This window comes from Pseudomonas sp. 11/12A, from assembly GCF_000800055.1.
In the GTDB taxonomy this organism is placed as follows: Bacteria; Pseudomonadota; Gammaproteobacteria; order Pseudomonadales; family Pseudomonadaceae; genus Aquipseudomonas; species Aquipseudomonas mohnii.
Genome location: NZ_JUGV01000001.1, coordinates 3970020 through 3994522 on the forward strand (window position 1 = coordinate 3970020; position 24503 = coordinate 3994522).

Genomic DNA, 24503 nt, shown 5'->3' on the forward strand with positions numbered 1-24503 from the left:
CGCGCATTATAGGCCGTTCAATCTGTTTGTAAAGCGCTTTTTTCTAGTAATTTCAACAACTTACCGAATAAGCCAGATTACAACGTACTACGAAAATAATGGCGGAGAACGGGGGATTCGAACCCCCGACACCCTTTTGAGGTGTACTCCCTTAGCAGGGGAGCGCCTTCGGCCACTCGGCCAGCTCTCCGCAACACGGGGCGTATATTAACCAGCTTCTTCCCCGTTTGCAAACATAAAAACGATAAAAATTAATGGCTTGGTTCTTCGTCCTTCTCTTTCTTGATACGCAGGTAGATTTCCTCACGATGGACAGCCACCTCTTTAGGGGCGTTCACACCAATACGCACTTGATTTCCTTTGACGCCGAGCACGGTCACGGTGATTTCGCCATCACCAATAATCAGGCTTTCTGCGCACCGACGAGTCAGAATCAGCATACCTTTCTCCTCACGCATTACATTTCAGGGACAACAGTCTGCAAAAAAAGAGGCACTCGACCTACAACCAAAACGGTCGCGGCCTGCATGCCTGAGTATTGACCAGCACGAGCAAAAGAACAGCTTCGGGTCGCGCCGTTCAAAAAACAAAGAGCGCGGTCAGACCGCGCTCCTTGGCAAACGCATCACTCGCCCTGGCGGGCCGGTGCGTCCAGTTCGAAAGCCGTGTGCAGGGCGCGCACAGCCAGTTCCAGGTACTTCTCTTCGATCACTACGGAGACTTTGATTTCCGATGTCGAGATCATCTGGATGTTGATGCTTTCCTTGGCCAGGGATTCGAACATGCGGCTGGCTACGCCTGCGTGGGAGCGCATGCCAACGCCGACGATCGAAACCTTGGCGATCTTGGTGTCACCCACGACTTCACGGGCACCGATCTCGCGAGCGGTGTTTTCCAGCACAGATTGTGCCGCCTGATAGTCGTTGCGGTGCACGGTAAAGGTGAAGTCGGTGGTGTTATCGTGCGCAACGTTCTGCACGATCATGTCGACTTCGATGTTCGCGGCACTGATAGGACCGAGAATCTTGAACGCCACGCCCGGGGTGTCTGGCACGCCACGGATGGTCAGCTTGGCTTCATCGCGGTTGAAAGCGATGCCGGAAATGATCGGCTGTTCCATGGTTTCCTCTTCATCAATAGTAATGAGGGTGCCCGGACCCTCCTTGAAGCTGTGCAGTACGCGCAGCGGAACGTTGTACTTGCCGGCGAACTCGACCGCACGGATCTGCAACACCTTGGAACCGAGGCTGGCCATTTCCAGCATCTCTTCGAAGGTGATCTTGTCCAGGCGCTGGGCCACGGACACGACGCGCGGGTCCGTGGTGTAGACGCCATCGACATCGGTGTAGATCTGGCATTCATCAGCCTTCAGGGCTGCTGCCAGGGCCACACCCGTGGTGTCAGAACCGCCACGACCGAGGGTCGTGATATTGCCGTGCTCGTCGACACCCTGGAAACCAGCGACAACGACCACACGACCAGCCTTCAGGTCGCCGCGAATCTTCTGGTCATCAATCTGCAAGATACGCGCTTTATTGTGCGCGCTATCCGTCAGAATCCGGACCTGATTACCGGTGTACGAAACCGCCGGCACACCGCGCTTGATCAGCGCCATGGCCAACAGGGCAATCGTCACCTGCTCGCCGGTGGAAACGATCACGTCCAGTTCACGCGGAACCGGTTGCCCGTCGCCACTGATTTGCTTGGCCAGATCGATCAGACGGTTGGTTTCGCCGCTCATTGCAGACAGCACAACCACCAGGTCATCGCCGGCATCGCGGAATTTCTTAACCTTGTCGGCGACTTGCTCGATTCTCTCGACAGTGCCGACCGAGGTGCCTCCAAATTTCTGTACGATCAAAGCCATTTCAAAGCCGCCTCTGCCCATGAAGGGCGCCCAAATAATCACTCAAACAGCGTTCCGGCCCGCCACTAGACTGCGGGCCGAGAGCACTGCCTTATAAACCCTGCTCTACAAATGGAACGGTCAGCGCCAGTGCTGCATCCAGTGCGCCAGCGTCGGTACCGCCGCCTTGCGCCATGTCTGGACGACCACCGCCCTTCCCGCCCACTGCCGCAGCGGCTTGCTTCATCAAATCACCGGCTTTGAGTTGGCCAGTCAGGTCTTTGGTTACGCCTGCAACCAGTACGACCTTTTCCTCATGGACACTGCCGAGCAGGATCACTGCGCGGCCGAGTTTGTTTTTCAGCTGATCGACCAGCGCCAGCAGCGCCTTGCCATCCTGACCGTCCAGACGAACAGCCAGCACTTTCACACCCTTGACGTCCAATGCCGAAGCCGACAGATCGTCGCCCGCGGCGCTGGCAGCCTTGGCTTGCAATTGCTCGAGTTGTTTCTCCAGCAGACGGTTGCGCTCCAGCACAGCCGACAACTTGTCGATCAGGTTGTCGCGGCTGCCCTTGACCAGGTTGGCCGCTTCCTTGAGTTGTTCTTCGGCCGCATTCAAGTAGGCCAGGGCCGCAGCACCGGTGACCGCTTCGATACGACGCACACCAGACGCCACACCACCCTCACTGATGATTTTCAGCAGGCCGATGTCGCCGGTACGGTTGGCGTGAATACCGCCGCACAGCTCAACGGAGAAATCACCGCCCATGCTCAGCACGCGAACATTGTCGCCATACTTCTCGCCGAACAGCGCCATGGCGCCTTTCTTCTTGGCGGTTTCGATATCGGTCTCTTCGGTTTCAACCGCGGAGTTCTTGCGAATTTCGGCGTTGACGATCTCTTCCAGCGCTTTGAGCTGTTCCGGCTTGATCGCTTCGAAGTGACTGAAGTCGAAACGCAGGCGCTGACTGTCGACCAACGAGCCTTTCTGCTGAACGTGATCGCCCAGCACCTGGCGCAAGGCGGCGTGCAGCAAGTGAGTGGCCGAGTGGTTCAGCGAGGTGGCGTGACGCACGTCAGCCTCGACGTGGGTTTCCACCGGCGCACCGATCAACAGGCTACCCGACGCCAGCACACCGTGATGCAGGAACGCGCCACCGGTCTTGGTGGTGTCGCGCACATCGAAGCGCGAAGCACCGGCCTGCAAGTAGCCGCAATCGCCGACCTGGCCGCCGGACTCCGCGTAGAACGGGGTCTGGTTCAGAACGACCACGCCTTCTTCACCTTCGCTCAATACATCGACCGATTGCCCGTCCTTATAGAGGGCAACGACTTTCGCCGAACCGCTGGTGGCGTGGTAACCGGTGAACTCGGTATCGACATCCACCTTGACCAGGCTGTTGTAGTCCATGCCGAAAGAGCTGGCCGAACGGGCACGGACGCGCTGGGCTTCCATTTCGCGCTCGAAACCTTCTTCGTCGATGGTCAGGTTGCGTTCGCGAGCGATGTCGCCGGTCAGGTCCATCGGGAAACCGTAGGTGTCGTAGAGCTTGAATACGACATCGCCGGGCACCACGTCGCCCTTGAGTTCGGCGAGATCCTGCTCGAGGATTTTCAGGCCCTGCTCCAGGGTCTTGGCGAATTGCTCTTCTTCGGCCTTCAGAACGCGTTCGATGTGCGCCTGTTGGGATTTCAGTTCAGGGAAGGCTTCGCCCATCTCGGCAACCAGTGCCGCAACGATCTGGTAGAAGAAGCTGCCCTTGGCCCCGAGCTTGTTGCCGTGACGGCAGGCGCGACGAATGATCCGGCGCAGCACATAGCCACGGCCTTCGTTGGATGGCAGCACGCCGTCAGCGATCAGGAAACCGCAAGAACGGATGTGGTCAGCCACGACTTTCAGGGAAGCCTGTGCGTCGTTGGTGCAACCGATGGCCTTGGCCGATGCGCTCAGCAGGCTCTGGAACAGGTCGATTTCATAGTTCGAATGCACGTGCTGCAGCACGGCACTGATCCGCTCCAGGCCCATGCCGGTGTCTACCGACGGTGCTGGCAGCGGGTGCAACACGCCATCGGCGGTGCGGTTGAACTGCATGAACACGTTGTTCCAGATTTCGATGTAGCGGTCGCCGTCTTCTTCCGGCGAGCCCGGTGGGCCACCCCAGATGTCGGCGCCGTGATCGTAGAAAATCTCGGTGCAAGGACCGCACGGGCCGGTATCGCCCATGGTCCAGAAGTTGTCGGAAGCGTAAGGAGCGCCTTTGTTGTCGCCGATACGAACCATGCGTTCGGCGGGAACGCCGATTTCCTTGGTCCAGATGTCGTACGCCTCGTCATCACTGGCATAGACCGTGACCCAGAGCTTTTCCTTTGGCAGGTTCAGCCATTTGTCGGAAGTCAGGAAGGTCCAGGCGTAGGTGATGGCATCACGCTTGAAATAGTCACCGAAGCTGAAGTTACCCAGCATTTCGAAGAAAGTATGGTGACGGGCGGTATAGCCGACGTTTTCCAGGTCGTTGTGCTTGCCACCAGCGCGCACGCATTTCTGGCTGCTGACGGCGCGTGTGTACGCGCGCTTTTCCTGGCCCAGGAAACAGTCCTTGAACTGGTTCATCCCCGCGTTGGTGAACAGCAGGGTTGGGTCGTTGCCCGGAATCAAAGAGCTGGAGGCTACACGGGTGTGGCCTTGCTCTTCGAAGAAGCGAAGGAAGGCTTCACGGATTTCTGCGCTTTTCATTAGGTTCTTCCACGGAGGCTGCGGCCAAAGGCCTGTTCGAAACGTCAACAGACGAAGCGACGGCAAAGGGCCGCATTATATCGGCCCTGCGCGCGGGGTACAGCGTGTTTATACGATAGAAACAGTCAATTGGAACGCTAACGCTATCACTTGCGCGAAAAGTCGACGAATGTCGCGACGACCTGCTCGATTTGCGCCGCACTGACATCCATGTGCGTGACCATTCGCAGGCGTGCGGCCGCGCTCAACTTGATCCCGCGCGCGTCCGCGAACGCCTTGAGCGCTTCGGCCTGGTCGCCCATCTGCACGTAGACCATATTGGTCTGCACCGGCTCGACCTCAAAACCTGCCGCGCGCAGGCCCTCGGCCAGCAATTGTGCATTGGCGTGGTCATCAGCCAGCCGCTGAACGTTGTTGTCCAGCGCATACAGGCCTGCCGCCGCCAGAATCCCGGCCTGCCGCATGCCGCCGCCGACCATCTTGCGCAGGCGCCGAGCCTTGCCGATCAATTCGACCGAGCCGCACAACACCGAACCCACCGGCGCGCCCAGGCCTTTGGACAGACAAACCGAGACAGAGTCGAAATGCTGGGTGATTTCCCAGGCGTCGATCCCGAGCTTGACCGCTGCGTTGTACAGCCGCGCGCCGTCCAGGTGCAGTTGCAGACCATGCTCACGGGTAAAACGGCGCGCCTTTGCCAGATACTCCAGCGGCAAGACCTTGCCCTGCATAGTGTTTTCCAGCGCCAGCAATCGGGTCCGGGCGAAGTGGAAGTCATCCGGCTTGATCGCGGCAGCGACCTGCGCCAAGTCCAACGAACCATCTGCTTGCACTTCCAGTGGCTGCGGCTGGATTGAACCGAGCACTGCCGCGCCGCCACCTTCGTATTTATAGGTGTGCGCTTGCTGACCGACGATGTACTCGTCACCGCGTTCGCAGTGAGCCATCAGCCCCAGCAAATTACTCATCGTGCCGGTCGGTACGAACAGCGCCGCCGCAAAACCCAGGCGCCGGGCCAATTCGGCTTCCAGTCGATTGACCGTCGGATCCTCCCCAAAAACGTCGTCGCCGGTGGCGGCGCTGGTCATCGCATCGAGCATGCCGGCCGTGGGTTGGGTGACGGTGTCGCTGCGAAGATCGATAACACTCATGAATCTGGCCTCGGTAAACAGGGGAAATCCCTTTCAGAAAAGAATTACTACGGTCATGCCGATGAATATTCAACCCTTGATGAAGGAAAAGTCGGGGTAACCCAGTGAAAAATTCGATGGAATTGATCTGAAAGCATCGATGCGTACGTAGGAAATATGTGTTAAAAACGCTGCGCCGCCAGAAAATCTGGCGGCAAAACGTTCTCAGGGCGGGGTGCAACTCCCCACCGGCGGTAATTGCGCGCAACGCGCATAGCCCGCGAGCGCTTGGCGACAGTACGGCTTCGGCGGTGACTGGCGGCAAGGTCAGCAGACCCGGTGTGATCCCGGGGCCGACGGTCATAGTCCGGATGAAGAGAGAACGGGATTGGCGCCAAAGGGCCGTCCGCAGGCACTCGTGTGAGCGTGCGTACCCTTAAATCCCATTCGATTCATAACGCCCTGTTTTTCACACAAACAGGAGTCAGAACATGCAACCCACCGCAATCGACAGCAAAAGCAAAAACCATCACGGCGAACGCGTTGCGTTCATCCAGGCCTGCTGGCACAAGGATATTGTTGACCAGAGCCGTAAAGGCTTCGTCAGCGAAATGATTGCCCAGGGTTATCAGGAATCCGACATCGACTTCTTCGAAGTCGGCGGCGCCTTTGAAATGCCCCTGCACGCCAAGCTGCTGGCCAAGACCGGCCGGTATGCCGGCATCGTAGCGGCCGCCCTCGTGGTGGACGGCGGCATCTACCGTCACGAGTTCGTCGCCCAGTCAGTGGTCAGTGGTCTGATGCAGGTTCAGCTGGAAACCGAAGTGCCGGTGTTCTCGGTGTCCCTGACCCCGCACCACTTCCATGCCGGTGAAGAACACCAGAAGTTCTTCTTCGAGCATTTCGTGCATAAAGGCCAGGAAGCGGCGAAGACGTGCGCGGATACGCTGCACAAGATCCGTGCGCTACGTCGTACTGAACCGCGCGCAGTCGCTGTTTAACACAGGACCGTAGGAGCGAGCCTGCTCGCGATGGTCTTCAACGAAAACGCTGTGTATCTGATACCCCGCTGCGTTCTCAAGTCCATCGCGAGCAGGCTCGCTCCTACAGGGGTTATCCGGTCAGGCCAGATTTTCGTCGGTGGTCGGCACGATCAGGATGCCGGCACGCAGGCCATTCTTCACCTTGGGGTTCGGGAAGATGATCCGGGCGCCTTCCTCCTCGATGATCCAACGGGTCTGGGCGATGTCTTCGGCCAGCAGATAACCCACTTCCAGCTCCGAAAAGTTTTCGATGTCCGCTGGCAAGTTCAGGCGGAAGTTGTCGCTGTGCTTGATGATTTCCCGCGCAACGCTGAACAGCTTCAAGCCATCCAGCGCCACTTCATTCAGCGCCGGCTCGGAGCCTTCGATAATCTGTTTGAGGCGTGTTTCCAGCCTGGACACGTTCACCCCGTCGTTCTGCCCGAATGGCCGCGCCTTGCCCAACTCCAGCGTGAAGGACTCGGCACCGAGCTTGTCGTAGGTGTAGGAACTGAAAACGATGGACGGCTTGTTCTGCAACAGCACCGCCTCCATGCCAGCGGCGCGCAGGCGGGCCAGCTCCTGGCGTGAATGCTGACGACCTTCCTTCCACGGATACAACGCGAACTGCTCGATTTTCGAGCCGCGAATGGCGGTGTGCAGGTCATAGTGCAGGCGGTCGCGGTCCGGCAGGCTGAAAAAGCTCGCCGCCAGTCGCTCCAGCTCACAAGCGCGCAACGCTTCGGAGCCGCTGCTTTGTTCGTGACGGCCGTTGAACAGCCGATTGACGTCCTGTTCGACGAAACGCTCGCCTTTGCGAATCGCCTCGGGGTTGCCGAACAGGAACAGAATACGTGCACGCGGTTTCAGATCACCGCGGGCGATGTCATGCAACAGGCGATCGAGCAGTTCGATCGGCGCTGTTTCGTTACCGTGGATACCCGCCGACAGCAGCAGGTCCAGGCCATTGTCGCGAGCTTCAGGTGGCCGGACTTCCAGCGCACCTTCGCTCAACCAGCGCATGCGCACGCCTTCGACAGTCAGTTGAGTCTTCTCCGCCGGTTCACGGCCGGCGAGGGTCAGTTCAAGCAGTTTGCCGAGGGCGAGCATAGAGCGGTTTCCTTAGTGATCGTGATTGCAATCCGGGCCGTGAACGTGGTCTTCGTCGCCGACTTCAGCCGGTTCCATTTCCAGTTGCAGACTTACCAGATTAGTCGCCAATGGGCGCAGCAGCAGGTTGGCGTATTCGGCGTCACCTTCTTCGACGTCCACGCCAATCAGCAACTGACCACGGCCATCGTGCTGGATCCACAGCTCCTTGCCTTGCCACATGACCGCGACGCGGGTGCAGGAGGTTTCCAGTTGCGTGCCGTCAGTGTCTTCAAGGATCAGCTGCAGTTTGTCGCTCATGTAATTACGCTCTCATTGGAGATGAAGCGGCGCGCTGTCGTGCCCGAGCGCGCGCCGTCGATCAATTGATCTGGAATGGATAAACCGAGCCCAGTTTAAGGATTTGTGTCAGTTCATCCAGTGCCGTCCGGCACTCAAGCAACAATTGCGGGTCCGCCAGATCGTTTTCGGTCATGCGGTCGCGGTAGTGCTTGTCGACCCATTCGGTCAACGTGCCATACAACGGTGCCGTCATGATAACCCCTGGATTGACCGCCGCCAGCTCGGTTTCGTTGAGAGCGACGCGCAAACGCAGGCAAGCCGGGCCACCGCCGTTCTGCATGCTCTGCTTGAGATCGAAGACTTTGACTTCGCGGATCAGGCCGCCGGAGCTGGTCAAACCCTGCAGGTATTGCCAGACACGCTCATTGCCACGGCACTCTTCCGGCACGATCAACAGCATGGAACCGTCCGGACGGGACAGCAGCTGGCTATTGAACAAGTAGGAGCGAACCGCGTCCTCAACGGTTACAGCCGAACGCGGTACGCAGATCGACTGAAATGCCCCGCCGACCCTGGCGAGCTTGCTCTGCAACTCGGCCAGCATCTGCTCGGTCTCGAGGAATGCGTCCTCGTGATAGAACAGCACTTCGCCATTACCCACGGCGATCACGTCATTGTGGAATACGCCCTGATCGATCACCGACGGGTTCTGCTGGCCGTAGACCACGCCGTCATCGCTCAGGCCGTGCAACCGGGCCACGGCCTGTGACGCTTCGAGGGTCTGGCGCGCCGGGTACTTCTGCGGTGCCGGGTAGCGGGTATCGAACGCGCTGCGACCGAAGACGAAGAATTCAACGCCGGCTTCACCGTACTCACGGCAGAAACGGGTGTGGTTGGCAGCGCCTTCGTCACCGAACTGCGCCACGGCCGGCAGGGCCGCGTGGTGCGCGAAGTGCTTCTGGTCGGCGAACATCGCCCCCAGCACGCGGCTGGTGGTCGGGTGTTCGATGCTGCGGTGATATTTGCAATTCAGGTTGGCGGCGGTGAAATGCACGCGGCCATCCGCCGTGTCGGCACTTGGGCTGACGGTAGCGGCGTTGGCCACCCACATGCTCGAAGCCGAGCAACTGGCGACCAGCAGGGGCATGGCGTCTTTGGCGGCGCGCTCAATGACTTGAGCGTCGGTGCCACTGAAGCCCAGGCGACGCAGTGCCGCCACGTCCGGGCGCTCTTGTGGCGCCAGCACGCCTTGCTGAAAGCCCATTTCCATCAGCGCTTTCATTTTTGCCAGGCCTTGCAGCGCGGCTTCCTTCGGGTTCGAAGACTGCTGACTGTTGCTCTGGGACGCCACGTTGCCGTAGGACAGGCCACCGTAGTTATGGGTAGGCCCCACTAGACCGTCAAAATTGACTTCATAGGATTTCATCAGCGAGGCTCCACGAATCTGTTTTTATAGGCATCAGATAACAATTCAGTAAGACCGGGGCGCGGCCTTCGCGAGCAAGCTCGCTCACACATTGGAGTGCATTTCCCTGTGGGAGCGAGCTTGCTCGCGAATGGGCGTCAGGCCATTTTCACGCCGGGGGTCAGGGCCGACGGCAAGGCCAGGCTCGGGGTTTCCAGCGAGGCCACCGGATACGCGCAGTAATCCGCCGCGTAGTAGGCGCTGGCGCGGTGGTTGCCCGAGGCGCCGACGCCGCCGAATGGCGCGCTGCTGGCAGCACCGGTCAACTGCTTGTTCCAGTTGACGATACCGGCACGGCTCTCCAGCCAGAATTGCTGGTAACGCGCTTCGGAATCCGACAACAGACCCGCAGCCAGGCCGTAGGCCGTGTCGTTGGCCTCAGCAATCGCCGATTCAAAATCAGCGTAGCGGATCACTTGCAGCAGCGGGCCGAACAACTCTTCGTCCGGACGATCCGCCACGGCGGTCACATCCAGAATGCCAGGGGTCAGCAATGCGGATTGCGCCTGAGGCTGAGTCATCTCCAGCAACGACACGGCGCCGTTGGCCAGCAAATGCGCCTGGGCGCCCATCAGCGCTTTAGCGGCGCCCAGGGAAATCACCGAGCCCATGAACGGCGCCGGCTGCTGATCGAAGGCCCCGACTGAAAGCGTCGAGCTGACCGCCACCAGACGCGCCAGCAGGGTGTCGCCCCAGGCGCCTTGCGGCACCAGCAGGCGGCGCGCGCAGGTGCAACGCTGACCGGCAGAAATGAATGCCGACTGGATGATGGTGTACACAGCGGCATCGAGGTCGGCGACCTGATCGACCACCAGCGGGTTGTTGCCACCCATTTCCAGCGCCAGGATCTTGTCCGGACGACCGGCGAACTGCTGGTGCAGATGATTGCCGGTACGGCTGGAACCGGTGAAGAACAGACCGTCGATGCCAGGGTTCGCCGCCAGGGCTATACCGGTTTCGCGAGCGCCTTGCAGCAGGTTCAACACGCCGGCTGGCAAGCCGGCTTCGATCCAGCACTTGACCGTCAGCTCGGCGACTTTCGGCGTCAGCTCGCTCGGCTTGAACAGCACCGTGTTACCGGCCAGCAGCGCCGGCACGATGTGACCGTTTGGCAAGTGGCCAGGGAAGTTGTAGGGACCGAACACGGCCACCACGCCATGTGGCTTGTGACGCAGAACGGCGGTGGCGTCGCCCAGCGGGCCGCTCTTCTCGCCGGTACGTTCGCGGTAACTCTGCACCGAGATCGCAATCTTGTTGACCATGCTGGTGACTTCGGTCGCCGCTTCCCACAGGGGTTTGCCGGTTTCTTCACCGATGGTGCGGGCCAGTTCGTCAGCGTTGTTCTTCAATGCGGCGGCGAAAGCCTCCAGCACCGAGATACGTTCTTCCAGCGTGCGGCGGGCCCAGCCCGGGAACGCCTGGCGCGCCGCTTGTACGGCCGATTCAACTTGAGCAGCGGTGGCGCCTTCGCCGGACCAAACCACCTGTTGGGTCACCGGGTTCAGCGACTCGAAGGCTTCGCCCTGACCGGCCAGCCATTCACCTGCGATGTAAAGCGACTTCATTATTTCGACTCCCGAGCAGCGGACAACGGAACGGCGCGCACTTGATCGCCGGCGTTGAGTTGAAGACGTTTGGCAGTCAGCGGATCGACCACCAGCGTACCGGCGGCGAAGCGTGCGGGTGCGGCAGTGATCCGGCAGTCTTCGCGCTTGCGGTTGTGAATAATGAATGGCGTGGCGTCGTCACCCGGCGTGCCGATGGCCAGTACCAGGGCCTGGCTGTCGCGCACCGCACGGATCTTGCCGGTTTCGCACTCGATGGCCGGGCCGGCGTCGAAGATGTCGACGTAGCCTTGATAGCTGAAACCTTCGCTCTTGAGCATCGACAGCGCCGGCTCGGTGTCCGGATGAACCTGACCGATCACGTTGCGCGCCTCTGGAGAGAGGAAGCAGGTGTACAACGGGAATTTTGGCATCAGCTCGGCGATGAACGCCTTGTTACCAACGCCGGTCAGGTAGTCGGCCTGGCTGAATTCCATTTTGAAGAAGTGCCGGCCCAGGCTTTCCCAGAATGGCGAACGCCCGGCTTCGTCGGACACGCCGCGCATCTCGGCGATGATCTTGTTGCCGAACAGGTGCGGGAATTCGGCGATGAACAGCATCCGCGCCTTGGACAGCATGCGGCCATTGAGGCCACTGCGGTAGTCGGCGTGCAGGAACAACGAGCACAGTTCCGAGTTACCGGTCAGGTCGTTGGCCAGGAACAGCGTCGGGATTTCGCGATAGATTTTCAGCTCCTGCGAGGCACTGACCGTCAGCCCCACGCGGAAGTTGTACCAAGGCTCACGCAGGCCTACGGCACCGGCGATGGCGGAAATGCCCACCACGCGACCGTCGTCGTCTTCGAGTACGAACAGGTAGTCCGCATCGCCCCGCCCGGCTTCGCCACGGAAAGTCTTCTCGGCCCAGCCGACCCGATGGGCCAGGCGCTCTTCGTTGGCTGGCAAGGTAGTCAGGCCGGTGCCGGTGCTGCGGGCCAGGTCGATCAGAGCGGGTAAATCGCTGCTGCGTACGGGACGAACGATCATGCTATCTCCTCAATCGGGTCGCTTGCGCCACCCGCGAAACTCGCTGCTTTCTAAGCATTCTTTGAAGCAGGCGTTAAACCGCCACCAGGCGCACGCTGGCACCTTCACCGACGCCCAGGGCTTCGGCTGCTTCCAGATCCAGGGTGACGGGTTTGCCCGGCGCGTAATCAAGCTCGAGCAATACCGCGCGGTAATCCTGCAACTGGGCGTTGGCCACCAGGTACTGACGACCGGCGCCTTTGACCGGCTCACCGATTTTCACCGGCACCACACGGCTCTGGGCAATCGAACGGATCCCCGAGACACGGGCGTGCAAGGTCGGGCCGCCGTCGAAAATATCGATGTAGTGATCGGTCTCGAAGCCTTCGCGCATCAGGATGTCGAACGTGATCTGCGCCCGCGGGTGCACCTGCCCCATCGCTTCTTGCGCCGAATCCGGCAGCAACGGCACATAGATCGGGTAATGCGGCATCAGCTCGGCGAGGAACGTCCGGCTCTTGAGGCCACACAGACGCTCGGCTTCGGCGTAGTTGAGGTCGAAGAAGTTGCGACCGATGGCGTCCCAGAACGGCGAATCACCATTTTCATCGCTGTAACCGACGATCTCGGTCACCACCGAATCGGCAAAGCGCTCCGGATGGCTGGCCACGAACAGCAGGCGACCACGGGAATTGAGCTCCGCCCAAGGCGAACCCACCAGCTCGCGCTGTACGTAGAAACTGGTCAGCAAGCTGTTGCCGGTCAGGTCGTGGCACTGAGAAAGCACGTGAATCTTGTTATGAATCTTCAGCTCGCGGGAAGCGTGCACGAAGGTTTCATTACGGAAACTGTAGAACGGCTCGGAATAGCCGGCCGACGCGACGATCGCCGAGCAACCGACCAGTTTGCCGGTCGCGGTGTCTTCGAGGACGAAGAAATAGCTCTCTTCACCGTTGAAGCTGACTTCGGCGGCGAATGAGGCTTCGCTTGCCGCGATCTTGTCGCTCAGGCGTTCAACGTCATCCGGCAGGGAAGTGACACCAATAGGGCTGTCCGCAGCCAGACGCTGTACCTCGCCCAGATCAGCCATTTGCGCGGGGCGCATCACCAGCATGGTGTCACTCCTTAATCTCAGAACTTACAAAAGAAAAAATCCCGGGCCATCCCTGAAACAACTCAGAGTCAACTGTGGGAGCTAGCCTGCTAGCGATATCGTCCTGTCAGGCAACAATGATGCTGGCTATCAGGCCCTCATCGCTAGCAGGCTAGCTCCCACACTTTTGATCCAGCCCGAAACAAAAATTTGGATCGACGCCTGAAATGTCAGGCGTCGAAAGGTCTATCAGGCTTGTGTCAGCTTGGCTGCGGCGCGTTCGAAGCGGTCCAGGCCGGCATCGATATCAGCGTCTTCAACCACCAGGCTCGGGGCGAAGCGAATCACGTCCGGACCGGCTTGCAGAATCATCAGGCCTTCTTTTTCAGCAGCGTTGAAGATGTCCTTGGCCTTGCCTTTCCAGGCATCGCTCAGTACACAACCGATCAACAGCCCCAGGCCACGCACCTGGGTAAACAGGCCGTACTTCTCGCCGATTTGCTCCAGGCGGGCCTTGAACTTGTCGTGCTTGGCGTTGACGCCGTTCAGCACTTCAGGGGTGTTGATCACGTCGATCACGGCTTCCGCGACTGCGCACGCCAGCGGGTTGCCGCCGTAGGTGGTGCCGTGGGTGCCGACGACCAGGTGTTTGGCCAGGTCTTCGGTGGTCAACATCGCCGCGATCGGGAAACCGCCGCCCAGGCTCTTGGCGCTGGTCAGGATGTCCGGGGTCACGCCGTAGTGTTGGTAGGCGAACAGCTTGCCGCTGCGGCCCATGCCGGTTTGCACTTCGTCGAACACCAGCAGCGCGTTGTGCTCGGTGCACAGCTCGCGGGCGCCTTGCAGGTAGGCCAGTTCGGCCGGCAGTACGCCGCCCTCACCCTGGATCGGCTCCAGCACCACGGCACAGGTCTTGTCGGAAACGGCGGCTTTCAGAGCAGCCAGATCGTTGTAAGGGACGTGAGTGATACCGGTGATTTTTGGACCGAAGCCGTCGGAGTACTTCGACTGGCCACCCACGTTCACGGTGAACAGGGTACGACCGTGGAAGCTGTTCAGCGCGGCAATGATTTCGTATTTTTCGCTGCCAAAGCGATCGAACGCGACGCGACGGGCCAGCTTGAAGGCAGCCTCGTTGGCTTCAGCACCGGAGTTGCAGAAGAACACGCGCTCGGCAAAAGTGGCATCGATCAGTTTATGGGCCAGGCGCAAGGCCGGCTCATTGGTGAACACGTTGGACACATGCCACAGCTTGTTGGCTTGCTCGGTCAACGCACCGACCAGCGCCGGATGCGCATGGCCCAATACGTTTACCGCAATCCCGCCGGCGAAGTCGATCAACTCGCGGCCGGACTGGTCCCATACGCGGGAACCGGCGCCACGCACTGGAATGAAAGCGGCAGGCGCGTAGTTGGGAACCATTACCTGGTCGAAATCGGCGCGTTGTACCGCAGCGTGCTCAACGGACATCGGAGTCTCCTGAAGACGAACACTCGCCTGAAACTGGCGAGCGATGGGGGGGATTGTAAGGACAGTTTTCAGCCCGGCCTTGCCGCCAAGCGACAACTTCTTATAGCGCAAACCCCGGATTTCCCCGGGTTTACGGCAATGCGACATATAGGGTCGCAAAGGCGCAGTTTAACTGGCGGCGAGCGTTTGCGGCAGGCTTGCTCCGTTGTAACCGATAGCGATTGGGTGAGTGAGGTAAATATGTACCGCACGTCGTCCGCCTTCGCGCGGTTTCCTAAGGGCCTTATCAAACTTCGATGGCGCTCTAGACCCCATGACTACCCAAGTTACCCTCCTGGCGACCGATGCCTTAAAGCCGGACGTCCACTTTCAGCACCTGATTAACGTCATCCCGTCCTGGCTGCGCCAGGCAACGCCCCAACGGCGTGAAGCACTGAGCAATATCACCCCGGGATTGCCGACCAGTCTCAAGGACGCCCCGCCACATCGGCACGCAGAACTGGGCAAACTCATCGCCCGTCATGTGACCAGCCAGAATCGGGTCGATCAGATGATGGCCAATCTGCAAAGCCCCGGCGACTTCGCCCGACCACTGCTGGAAACGGCGCTCAAGAGCCAGTTCGGTCTGGAACCAAACGTCCGCAAAACCTTCCTGCGCCTTTACATCCCCACCCACCTACCCTGGCTACGGTTGAAATCCGGGGCTGCACGCATCTGGACGGTGTCGCTGCTGGACGCGGCGCTGCACAACTTCGAAAGCGCCGAAACCGAAACTGACGCCTTCGAACCCGCCTCGACTTACATCACGACGCCCTCGGCCGATGGGCGATTCGAGACCTTGCCGCAGATTGCGGAAAAAATGCCCATCACGGCGTTCACCCGCCTGTGCCGGGAGCTGGATATCGGCCAGCGCTATAAAGAGTATCTGGAGGACAACCTGGGGATCAGCAACCCGGTGGCGGCGGCACTGCTGCAACCGAAAATCCATGACAGCCAGAAAACCGCGCTGATCGCCGCACTGCATATGGCGCAGATGCAAAAACGGCTGGGCAGTGATGTCCACCAACTGATTCTTGGCCTGCTGGACGACCTGCCTTATCTGCGTTTGCGCGGCCAGCCATGGGGCTGTCATAAGTTGACCATCATGAACGCGCGCCTGACCGGTGTTCTGTTATTTGCCCCGGACCTTGAAAGTGCACGCGAAGTGGCCAGGGTCGTGGCCTATATCCCTGATGACCCCGAACATCCGATCAAGGAATACTCATCGTCCGCCGCCTTTGCCGAAGAACTGAGCAAACGCCTGCGCGCGCCCGCCTATCAACAATTCTTCAGCCGCTTCATCGACCACGAGGATCGCGGCCACTTCTTCGCCCAATTGAACAGCCAACTGGCCCCCATTACCTGGCAACCGGTTCAGTCGGGTGATCCGCGCCCGACCTGGCGCGAGCAACCCAACCAGCGGGTCGATTTGCGCATCGCCTCAACGCCGATCAAGGGCGACCTGTGGACTCACCAGTATCAGTCGAAGCTCAACAAGATTCTCAACGATGCCCGGGTCATCGCGGTATCCACGGCAACGGTCGACCAGAGAGCCCGCTGGGCACTATGGGACTCCTTCACCGAAATCGCTTCAGCACTGTTGAATGTCGCCGCCTTCATTGCCTTGCCGTTCGTACCGTTTCTTGGCGAACTGATGCTCGCTTATATGGCTTACCAGTTGCTCGACGAAACCTTCGAAAGCGTGATCGACTGGGCCGAGGGCCAAGGTCGCGAGGCTTTTGGGCATTTGATGGGCGTCGTTGAGTCCGCTGTCCAGCTGGGCACTTTTGCCGCCGGTGGCGTGATCGCGGCGGGAGAATTACGCGCGGCTCTGCCCAAGGAAATCGTGCAGTTCTTCGACCGCTTCAACTCGGTGAAACGACCGAACGGCGAAACCCGCTACTGGCAACCCGACCTCACCGCATACGAACATCCCGCAGTGCTTCCCGACGAATCAAAACCGGATACGCTCGGGTTGCACCGTCATCAGGACAAAACCCTGTTACCCCTGGAGAACAAACGCTACGCCGTCAGCGAAAATCCGCTGACGGGTGAACATCGCATCGACCATCCGACCCGACCCGAGGCCTACAAACCCACGCTCAAACACAACAGGGCCGGCACCTGGCAAACCGAGGTCGACCAACCTCTGAGCTGGGACCAGACCACCTTGCTTCGACGTATCGGGCCGGATATGCAGCGCTTTTCCGAGCGCGAACGCGAAGGCATGCTAACCATCAGCGGCACCCACGAAAACGTCCTGCGCAAGATGCACACCGATGCGGGACCGCTGCCGCCGGTTCTGGCCGACACGCTCAAGCGCTTCACGATCGACCAGGACATACAAACCTTCATCGAGCAAATCGGCAGCGACCGGCCGGACCTGTACCTGAAGGCAGACCCCGTCACCCAGCTCGAATTGCTCAACGCCAACGGTTACTGGCCGAAAACCAAAGGGCTGCAACTGACGGATGGCGAGGCGCGCACACTTTGGCAAAGTCCCGCGCCGGATGTGCCGCGCCTGCACATCGATGTCACGCAACTCAACGACGGCGATCTGCTCAAAACTTTCCTGCTAGCCCTGTCGGACGAAGAAGCGAGAACCTTGATGGGCGAAGAGTTCGGCCTGCCCTCCCCTCGCCTCGAAAGTCGTACGCGCAGCCTGCGCCAGAAGCTGGCCCAACTCGCCCAACGCAAGCGACAGAGTCTGTTCGAACAGCGTTACCGCACACTCGAACAGGGCGCTCAGTCCACGACTCAAATCCTCATCGATGCCGAACCCGGGTTACCGACCACCATCGCAGACGCGATTGCAGCAACGGCCAACGACCTGGAGCTGGCACAACTCAAGAGCGGCAAGGTTTCCCCCAGGCTGGCGGAACTGAGCCAGGAGGCCAGGTTGCAGGTACGGGTGACTCGCGCCTACGAAGGCCTTGAGTTGCCGTCGACCAAGGACAACATCGACACCGATTGCCTGGCTCTGCATTCACTGGAAAACCTGCCTGGCTGGAGCGGACAACTGCGCCTGGAAATGCGCCACTACAGCCCCGACGGGCGCCTGATCGACAGCCTTGGCAGCACTGACGCCAGCCTGCGCAAAATACTGGTGCTCGGCGAGGATGGCGCCTATCAGCCGTTTGATCAGGATGGAGAAGAACTCAGCGGTTCGACCACGTTTTTTAACAGCCTGCTGCAGGCATTGCCCGACAGCGAGCGCACGGCGCTGAACGTCCAGATTGGCGACGAGGCCCGGCTCAAACAGTTGATTCGCCAACACCCACTGAGCCGCGAGGCCTTGCGCACGCTGCTGGGCCGGCAGGTTAATCTCAAGCCTGCCTACGACCCGAAGGTCATGCGACTGTTGGGCGGCGGCGATGGTTATCGGCTCCTTCCCACCCGTACGCCTACCCTGCAAGCCCGCGTCCAGTCGTTGTTCCCGCAACTGTCGGCCGAGGAACTCGATGCGTTTGTTGAGCGCCTGCAACAACACCCGGCAGGGCCACGGGCAGAACTGAATCGACTCATGGTTGAACATACGGGGCTCTACGACACCCTGTCTCCCTGGTGCAACGACATCCCGCAGTACCTGCCTGATACCCAAACCAGGCTCACACCTGAACAGCTCTCCACCCAGATGCAAGCTCGAAGGCATTTCATGAGCGAACTGATGGAGTGCTGGCGGCGTCAATGGGTACCCACGCAGACTGGCTTCGCCACGACCGATTTCAACTTCTTCCAGCCGATAATTGGCGAGCTGCCAGCCCTGAGCGCCGACTTCAGCCGTGTCCAAACGCTGACAATGGATGGTTGTGGCGCCGCGCGGGGTACGCAGGCGTTTCTGCGCAGTTTTACCGGATTGCGCGCCCTGAAACTGCGTTACTTCAACCTGGGTCACCTTCCGGATGTTGTCGCGCAGCTACAACTTGATGAACTGATTCTCAGCGATTGCGCGATCAGCCTCAGCCCCGAGGCCCACGCCACGCTCGCCGCACAGGATCAAATGACCATACTGGACATGTATAACAATCCGCTGGGCCTGGTACCGGACGTCGGCGGCATGCCCAAACTGAATTACATCGACCTCTCACACACCGGCATTTCCGAGCTGCCCAAGGACTTACTGACCCGCCCGCGCCTGAGCACAGCACTGCTCAATGACAACCGGATCGAAGAATTGCCACCAGCCCTTTTCTCACTGCCACCCGACAGTCAGGAAGGATTCGACCTGGGCAACAACCCACTGTCGTCCGCCACCCGCGAACGCCTCAAGCAACACTACCTGGCCACACGCCAGGACTTCGGTATCTATGCCGAGGCGTCGGACCTGCGACGTGCGCAAGCGCTTTATCCGATGATGGACCAGGAAGAAGCGAGCAAATTCGTGAATTCGCTGCCTGGAACACTGGGCGAGGGGCGAGCCGAACTGAGTCGCCTGGAAGCCGAACTTGCCACCCTGGAAACCGAGCTGGCTGCCTGGACCGCCGACATTCCCGCTCTCCATCCCGTCACCCAACAACCTTTCAACGCGCAGCAACTGCTGAACGAGCATTGGGCCCGAGACGAATTCAAACAGTTCGTGCTGCGATGCTGGCGTCGGGAGACCGGGGCCGAAGACATGAGCGACTTGCTGCAGCCCAGCTACGACTTGAGCCTGGACACTCACATCACCGGTGACTTGCCGGCACTGAGTGCAGACTTCAGCCATGTCACGATGGTTTATCTCAATAGTGAAAGCGGCCTGCCCATGGACGTTAGCCGGTTCCTGGAACGCTTCCCGAAACTCAAGACCCTCAGCATCCGCGACTTTCACCTGGGCGATATCCCGGAGGCGATTTTCCGCATGGGGGAACTGACGTCGTTGAACCTCCCGGACTGCCACATCACCCTGACTGCACAGAGCGTCCTGAACCTTTCCGAGATGACCCAACTGGACTTTCTGGACTTGAGTAACAACCCGTTGGAGCTCGCACCGGATGTCACTCAGCTGACCGAGCTGGCCACCCTGCAACTGGACAACTGCCAGCTCACCGAACTGCCCGCCGGTCTGCTGCAACTCAAGCGTCTGGACACAGCCGATCTGAGCGGTAACCAGATCACCCGGATACCCACCGATATTCTCGAGATGCCAATGGAGGATGCCGAACCCATCAACCTGCGCGACAATCCGTTTAACGAAGCCAGTTTGAAAATCCTGATTGAGTATTTCAAGTTGACCAACGTCGACTTCGGGGTCGAGGAAGTGATCCAGCGAGCTGAGCTGGAGGTGTCGTCTTCCGGAGGATCAGACCCGGACGAATAGCCCTGTCAGGCGCGGATCAACCGCGCTCCGACGGCACCGAGGACAACTCGAATGGGCTGCTGCTGCGCCGCTGGTTGCGATCTTCCCGCGGCGTGGCGCCGAAGAAGTTGCGGTAGGCGCTGGAGAAATGCGGCCCCGAGGAAAAGCCACAGGACAAACCGATCTGAATGATCGACTTGCTGGTTTGCATCAACATCTGCCGGGCCTTGTTCAGGCGCAATTCCAGGTAATACTGGCTCGGCACACGGTTGAGGTATTGCTTGAAAATCCGCTCCAACTGCCGACGGGACACGCACACGTGCTGGGCGATTTCGTCGGTGGTCAACGGCTCTTCGATGTTGGCTTCCATCAGCAACACCGCCTGGGTGAGCTTTGGATGGCTGGAGCCGAGACGGTTTTGCAACGGAATGCGCTGGCGCTCCCCCCCCTCGCGGATACGTTCGACCACCAGTTCTTCAGAGACCGCACCGGCCAGCTCGGCGCCGTGATCGCGGGCCAGCACCGCCAGCAGCAAGTCGAGTACCGACAGCCCACCGCACGCCGTCAGGCGATCACGATCCCAGTCGAACAGATGGCTGGTCGCGATGACTTTCGGGAAGCGTTCAGCGAAATCGTCCTGCCAGCGCCAATGCACGGCCGCGCGATAGCCATCGAGCAAACCGAGTTGCGCCAACGGGTAGACACCGGCCGACAGACCGCCGATTACGCAACCGGCACGCACCAGTTGCTTCAGCGCACTGCTGAGCGCCGGGGCAAGGCTGGTGGGTGGCTCATCTGCCAGCAGGAACAGTTTCTGAAAGTTTTCGAGCTTGCCGGTCCACGCCTCGCCGGGCAATTGCCAGGCACCTTCGGCCGGTGGCTCGGCCTGCAGGAACGACAATTCGTAAACCACCTCCGGATGCACACGCTGGGCAACACGCAAGGCCTCCTCAGCCAGCGCAAGCGTCAGTGCTTTAGTGCTGGGCCAAACAAGGAAACCAATTCGATGGGCAGTCATGGCGGGCAATCCGAAACGAAAACAGTGTTAAAAGCCAAAAGCGGCTGCAACCAAATTAGACCATCTGGCGCGCTGCGCAGCATGACCTAATTTGGTGCGTAACGGGAGCGATTACTTCAGGCTACCCGACAGGAATTGCTGCAGACGTTCGGACTGCGGATTCACCAGCACTTCGCGCGGGTTGCCACTTTCTTCGACGACACCTTTGTGCAGGAACACCAACTGGTTCGACACTTCACGGGCGAAGCCCATTTCATGAGTCACCACCACCATGGTCCGGCCTTCCTGGGCCAGGGCCTGCATCACCTTCAGCACGTCGCCGACCAACTCCGGGTCGAGGGCCGAGGTCGGTTCGTCGAACAGCATCACTTCCGGTTCCATCGCCAACGCACGGGCAATCGCCACGCGCTGCTGTTCGCCGCCGGACATATGACCCGGGTAAGCATCCTTACGGTGAGCCACACCCACTTTGTTCAAATAGTGCTCGGCTTTTTCCCGCGCTTCGGCCTTGGACACGCCCAGTACATGCACCGGCGCTTCCATGATGTTTTCCAGCGCAGTCATGTGCGACCACAGGTTGAAATGCTGGAACACCATCGACAGACGCGAACGCATGCGTTGCAGCTGTTTCGGGTCGGCAGCCTTGAGTGCGCCGTCCTTGTTCGCCACCAGTTTCAGTTCTTCGTTGTTGAGTAGAATCTTGCCCGCGTGCGGCTGCTCCAGCAGGTTGATGCAACGCAGGAAAGTACTTTTGCCGGAGCCACTGGAGCCGATGATGCTGATCACATCACCCGCCGCCGCTTTCAGGGACACGCCCTTGAGCACTTCGTGACTGCCATAGCGTTTATGCAGGTCTTGGACTTCAAGTTTGTACATGCGGTCGGTTCTCACAAAAACAGTCAGTCAGTCGTTGAGCAAGCGCCCGTGACGCAGCGCTTCGCGCCCCGCCACCTTGGCCAGCCAGAAACCGGGTTGGGCGTAACGCAGCCGCTCAATGGCAAACAGCACCCCGGACGTACCAGCACACACCGTGCTGACCCGATCCGCCAGCGGATCGATCACTTCAAAAATCTCGTCTCCGGCGTCCACCCATTCACCGGGCTTGCGCAGGAAACTCACCACACCGGGGTGCGGCGCAAACAGCAATTCAGTGCCTTCGAAGGGCATGCCTTCGCACGCGTCCTGCGCAGGTTTCGGCCACTCACCGCTGATCAATCCCTGCTCGGCGAGGAACGCCAGAATGCCTTCGGCGTGAGCCTCGGACTCGGCGCGACCGGTATCGGCCTGACCACCCAGTTCTACGGTAGTCGCCAGGCAGGCCAACGGAATCTGCGCATCCGGGAACAGGCGCGACAAGCGCAACCACGGCAGCGAACAGGCCTCGTCAAAGGAACTGCCGCCGGAATCTTCCGCCAGCAGACCGACTTTCACATTCAGGTGCGCGGCCAGTGAACGCCACTGCGGCCAATGCTGCGGCAAGGCATACATGTGCAGCGCGGCTTCGGCGTCGCAATGCAGATCCAGCACCACATCGGCGGTGCAGGCATGGCTGAGCAAAATGCGCTGCATGCCCTGCAACTGGCTGCTGGCCGGTGGCAATGCGGCGAGCGCATCGCTCATGGCCTGGCGAATCAAACGGATATTGGCGTGCGGGTCATCGCCCAGGTGCCCGGCGAGTCCCGCGGCCACTGGCGCGCTGAGCTCGACGAAGTCGCGGTTGAAGTTCTTGCCGCTGCCCGCCTCGAAACGTCCTTGGTGATTGCCTTGCAGCAGTTGACCGAGGCCCAGTGGATTGGCCACCGGCACCAGCTCGATCACGCCGTTCAACAAGCCTTGGGCTTCCAGTTCGGCCAAGCGCTTTTTCAGTGCCCAGGCCGTGCGCATACCCGGCAGTTCATCGGCGTGCAGGCTGGCCTGAATGTAAGCCTTGCGCTCGCCGGTGCCGAAGCGGAACACCGAAATCCGGCGTTCGCTGCCCAGATGGCTCCACGGCAATGAATGATCAATGCGTTCCATATCAGTGCTTCCGCGGGGCCAGATAGCCCAGCCAGCGGCGCTCGGCCAGTTTGAACAGCTTCACCAGGATGAAGGTCAGGCACAGGTAGAACACGCCAGCGGTGATGTACGCCTCGAACGGCAAGTAGAACTGGGCGTTGACCGTGCGCGCCGCACCGGTGATGTCGATCAGGGTCACGATGGACGCCAGACTGGTGGTCTGCAGCATCATGATCACTTCGTTACTGTACTGCGGCAGGGCCCGGCGCAGGGCCGATGGCAACAGGATGCGCTTGTACATCTTGAAGCGCGACATGCCCATGGCCTTGGCCGCCTCGATCTCACCGTTCGGCGTGGCGCGCAGGCTGCCGGCGATGATTTCGGCGGTGTACGCACTGGTGTTGATGGCGAACGCCAGGCACGCACAGAAGGTCGCACTCGACAGCCAAGGCCAGAGGAAGCTTTCCCGTACGGCTTCAAACTGCGCCAGACCGTAGTAGATCAGGAACAACTGCACCAGCATCGGCGTGCCGCGGATCACGTAGGTGTAGAGCCAGGCCGTCATGTTGACGACAGCGTTTTTCGAGACGCGCATCAAGCCCAGCGGCAATGCACACAACAGGCCGAAGAACAGTGACAGCGCGAGCAGTTTGAGGGTGGTCACCAGGCCGCCGAAGTACAGCGGCAAGGCCTCCCAAATGACGTTGTAGTCGAAGATCATAGATCAGCCGCCCTTACGCCTACCGAGTAGCGCTTCTCAAGGTGACGCAGTGCCAGCAACGAGACACTGGTGATCACCAGGTACATCGCCGCCACTGCGAGGAAGAAGGTGAAAGGCTCACGGGTGGCGTCTGCCGCCTGCTTGGCCTTGAACATCATGTCTTGCAGGCCCACCACCGAAATCAGTGCGGTCGCCTTGGTCAGTACCAGCCAGTTGTTGGTGAAGCCCGGAATCGCCAGGCGAATCATCTGCGGCACCAGCACGCGGAAGAACACCTGGAAACTGCTCATGCCATACGCCATGCCGGCTTCGGCCTGACCTTTGGGGATCGCCATGAACGCGCCACGGAAGGTCTCCGACAGGTACGCACCGAAGATGAAGCCCAGGGTGCCGATACCGGCGGCCAACGGATTCAGGTCGATGTACTCGTCAAAGCCGAGCAGCGGTGCGACGCGGTTCAGCAGGTCCTGACCCCCGTAGAAAATCAGCAGGATCAACACCAGATCAGGAATGCCGCGGATCACAGTGGAATACAGGTCGCCCAGCCAGGCCAGCCAGCGCACCGGCGAAAGGCGCAGCGCCACGCCGATCAGGCCCAGAACGATGGCCAGCGCCATGGACGACAAGGCGAGCTGAAGCGTCAGCCAAGCGCCATCGAGGATGACAGCCCCGTAGCCTTTCAACATGATTCAGGTCCTCGAAAGTTGGGATGAAAAAATGGCGCAAAC

The 24503-nt window shown here is 60.0% G+C and carries 18 protein-coding genes, 1 tRNA gene and 1 riboswitch; of the genes, 2 read left to right on the forward strand and 17 right to left on the reverse strand.

The window, feature by feature from the left end; translation table 11 throughout:
• Positions 1-99 precede the first annotated feature (99 nt).
• The 5 genes from GQ39_RS18250 to ltaE form a co-directional block, all read right to left on the reverse strand.
• Positions 100-190, reverse strand: a tRNA-Ser gene (locus GQ39_RS18250).
• Between the two features lie 61 nt (positions 191-251).
• Positions 252-440, reverse strand: a complete 189-nt coding sequence (gene csrA / locus GQ39_RS18255; RefSeq protein ID WP_002554426.1) for a carbon storage regulator CsrA — start codon at positions 438-440, stop codon at positions 252-254.
• Between the two features lie 185 nt (positions 441-625).
• Positions 626-1867, reverse strand: a complete 1242-nt coding sequence (locus tag GQ39_RS18260; RefSeq protein ID WP_007934911.1) for an aspartate kinase — start codon at positions 1865-1867, stop codon at positions 626-628.
• A 91-nt stretch (positions 1868-1958) separates the two neighbouring features.
• Positions 1959-4583, reverse strand: coding sequence for an alanine--tRNA ligase (gene alaS / locus GQ39_RS18265; RefSeq protein WP_047532366.1), 2625 nt, complete (start codon positions 4581-4583; stop codon positions 1959-1961).
• A gap of 146 nt (positions 4584-4729) precedes the next feature.
• A complete protein-coding gene (gene ltaE, locus GQ39_RS18270) occupies positions 4730-5734 on the reverse strand; it encodes a low-specificity L-threonine aldolase (protein WP_047532367.1) in 1005 nt (334 codons plus the stop codon).
• A 196-nt stretch (positions 5735-5930) separates the two neighbouring features.
• Positions 5931-6101, forward strand: a riboswitch (FMN riboswitch).
• A 103-nt stretch (positions 6102-6204) separates the two neighbouring features.
• Here ltaE and GQ39_RS18275 point away from each other — a divergent pair.
• Complete coding sequence (locus GQ39_RS18275) at positions 6205-6714, forward strand: 6,7-dimethyl-8-ribityllumazine synthase (RefSeq protein ID WP_047532368.1); 510 nt, start codon at positions 6205-6207, stop codon at positions 6712-6714.
• A 120-nt stretch (positions 6715-6834) separates the two neighbouring features.
• Here GQ39_RS18275 and astE read toward each other — a convergent pair whose 3' ends face one another.
• The 7 genes from astE to GQ39_RS18310 form a co-directional block, all read right to left on the reverse strand.
• Complete coding sequence (astE, locus tag GQ39_RS18280; RefSeq protein WP_047532369.1) at positions 6835-7845, reverse strand: succinylglutamate desuccinylase; 1011 nt, start codon at positions 7843-7845, stop codon at positions 6835-6837.
• 12 nt (positions 7846-7857) lie between these two features.
• Positions 7858-8145, reverse strand: a complete 288-nt coding sequence (locus GQ39_RS18285; RefSeq protein ID WP_047532370.1) for a hypothetical protein — start codon at positions 8143-8145, stop codon at positions 7858-7860.
• A 61-nt stretch (positions 8146-8206) separates the two neighbouring features.
• Entirely contained in the window at positions 8207-9553 is a 1347-nt protein-coding gene (gene astB, locus GQ39_RS18290) for an N-succinylarginine dihydrolase (RefSeq protein ID WP_047532371.1), read from the reverse strand.
• 137 nt (positions 9554-9690) lie between these two features.
• Positions 9691-11160, reverse strand: coding sequence for a succinylglutamate-semialdehyde dehydrogenase (gene astD / locus GQ39_RS18295; RefSeq protein ID WP_177329357.1), 1470 nt, complete (start codon positions 11158-11160; stop codon positions 9691-9693).
• Positions 11157-12182, reverse strand: a complete 1026-nt coding sequence (gene astA, locus GQ39_RS18300) for an arginine N-succinyltransferase (RefSeq protein WP_047532373.1) — start codon at positions 12180-12182, stop codon at positions 11157-11159. The genes astD and astA overlap by 4 nt, the downstream gene beginning before the upstream one ends.
• 73 nt (positions 12183-12255) lie before the next feature.
• Positions 12256-13275 (reverse strand): arginine/ornithine succinyltransferase subunit alpha, encoded by a 1020-nt coding sequence (gene aruF, locus GQ39_RS18305; protein WP_025112905.1) that lies wholly within the window; start codon positions 13273-13275, stop codon positions 12256-12258.
• Positions 13276-13503: 228 nt separating this feature from the next.
• Positions 13504-14724, reverse strand: coding sequence for an aspartate aminotransferase family protein (locus GQ39_RS18310; protein WP_047532374.1), 1221 nt, complete (start codon positions 14722-14724; stop codon positions 13504-13506).
• 313 nt (positions 14725-15037) lie between these two features.
• Between GQ39_RS18310 and GQ39_RS18315 the strand changes: the two genes are divergently transcribed.
• Entirely contained in the window at positions 15038-20062 is a 5025-nt protein-coding gene (locus GQ39_RS18315; protein WP_047532375.1) for a leucine-rich repeat domain-containing protein, read from the forward strand.
• A gap of 16 nt (positions 20063-20078) precedes the next feature.
• On the opposite strand, the gene argR is transcribed toward GQ39_RS18315, so the two are convergent.
• The 5 genes from argR to GQ39_RS18340 all read right to left on the reverse strand — a co-directional run bounded on the left by argR (position 20079) and on the right by GQ39_RS18340 (position 24461).
• The gene (gene argR / locus GQ39_RS18320) at positions 20079-21059 is read right to left on the reverse strand and encodes a transcriptional regulator ArgR (RefSeq protein WP_047532376.1); all 981 of its coding nucleotides are present in this window, start codon (positions 21057-21059) and stop codon (positions 20079-20081) included.
• Positions 21060-21170: 111 nt separating this feature from the next.
• Entirely contained in the window at positions 21171-21935 is a 765-nt protein-coding gene (locus tag GQ39_RS18325) for an ABC transporter ATP-binding protein (protein WP_007971015.1), read from the reverse strand.
• 27 nt (positions 21936-21962) lie between these two features.
• Positions 21963-23075 carry a M14 family metallopeptidase gene (locus GQ39_RS18330; protein ID WP_047532377.1) on the reverse strand — a complete coding sequence of 371 codons (1113 nt, stop codon included), beginning with the start codon at positions 23073-23075 and terminating at the stop codon, positions 21963-21965.
• 1 nt (position 23076) lies between these two features.
• Positions 23077-23775, reverse strand: coding sequence for an ABC transporter permease (locus GQ39_RS18335; RefSeq protein WP_047532378.1), 699 nt, complete (start codon positions 23773-23775; stop codon positions 23077-23079).
• On the reverse strand, positions 23772-24461 hold the full coding sequence (locus GQ39_RS18340; protein ID WP_047532379.1) for an ABC transporter permease: 690 nt from the start codon (positions 24459-24461) through the stop codon (positions 23772-23774). The genes GQ39_RS18335 and GQ39_RS18340 overlap by 4 nt, the downstream gene beginning before the upstream one ends.
• Positions 24462-24503 lie beyond the last annotated feature (42 nt).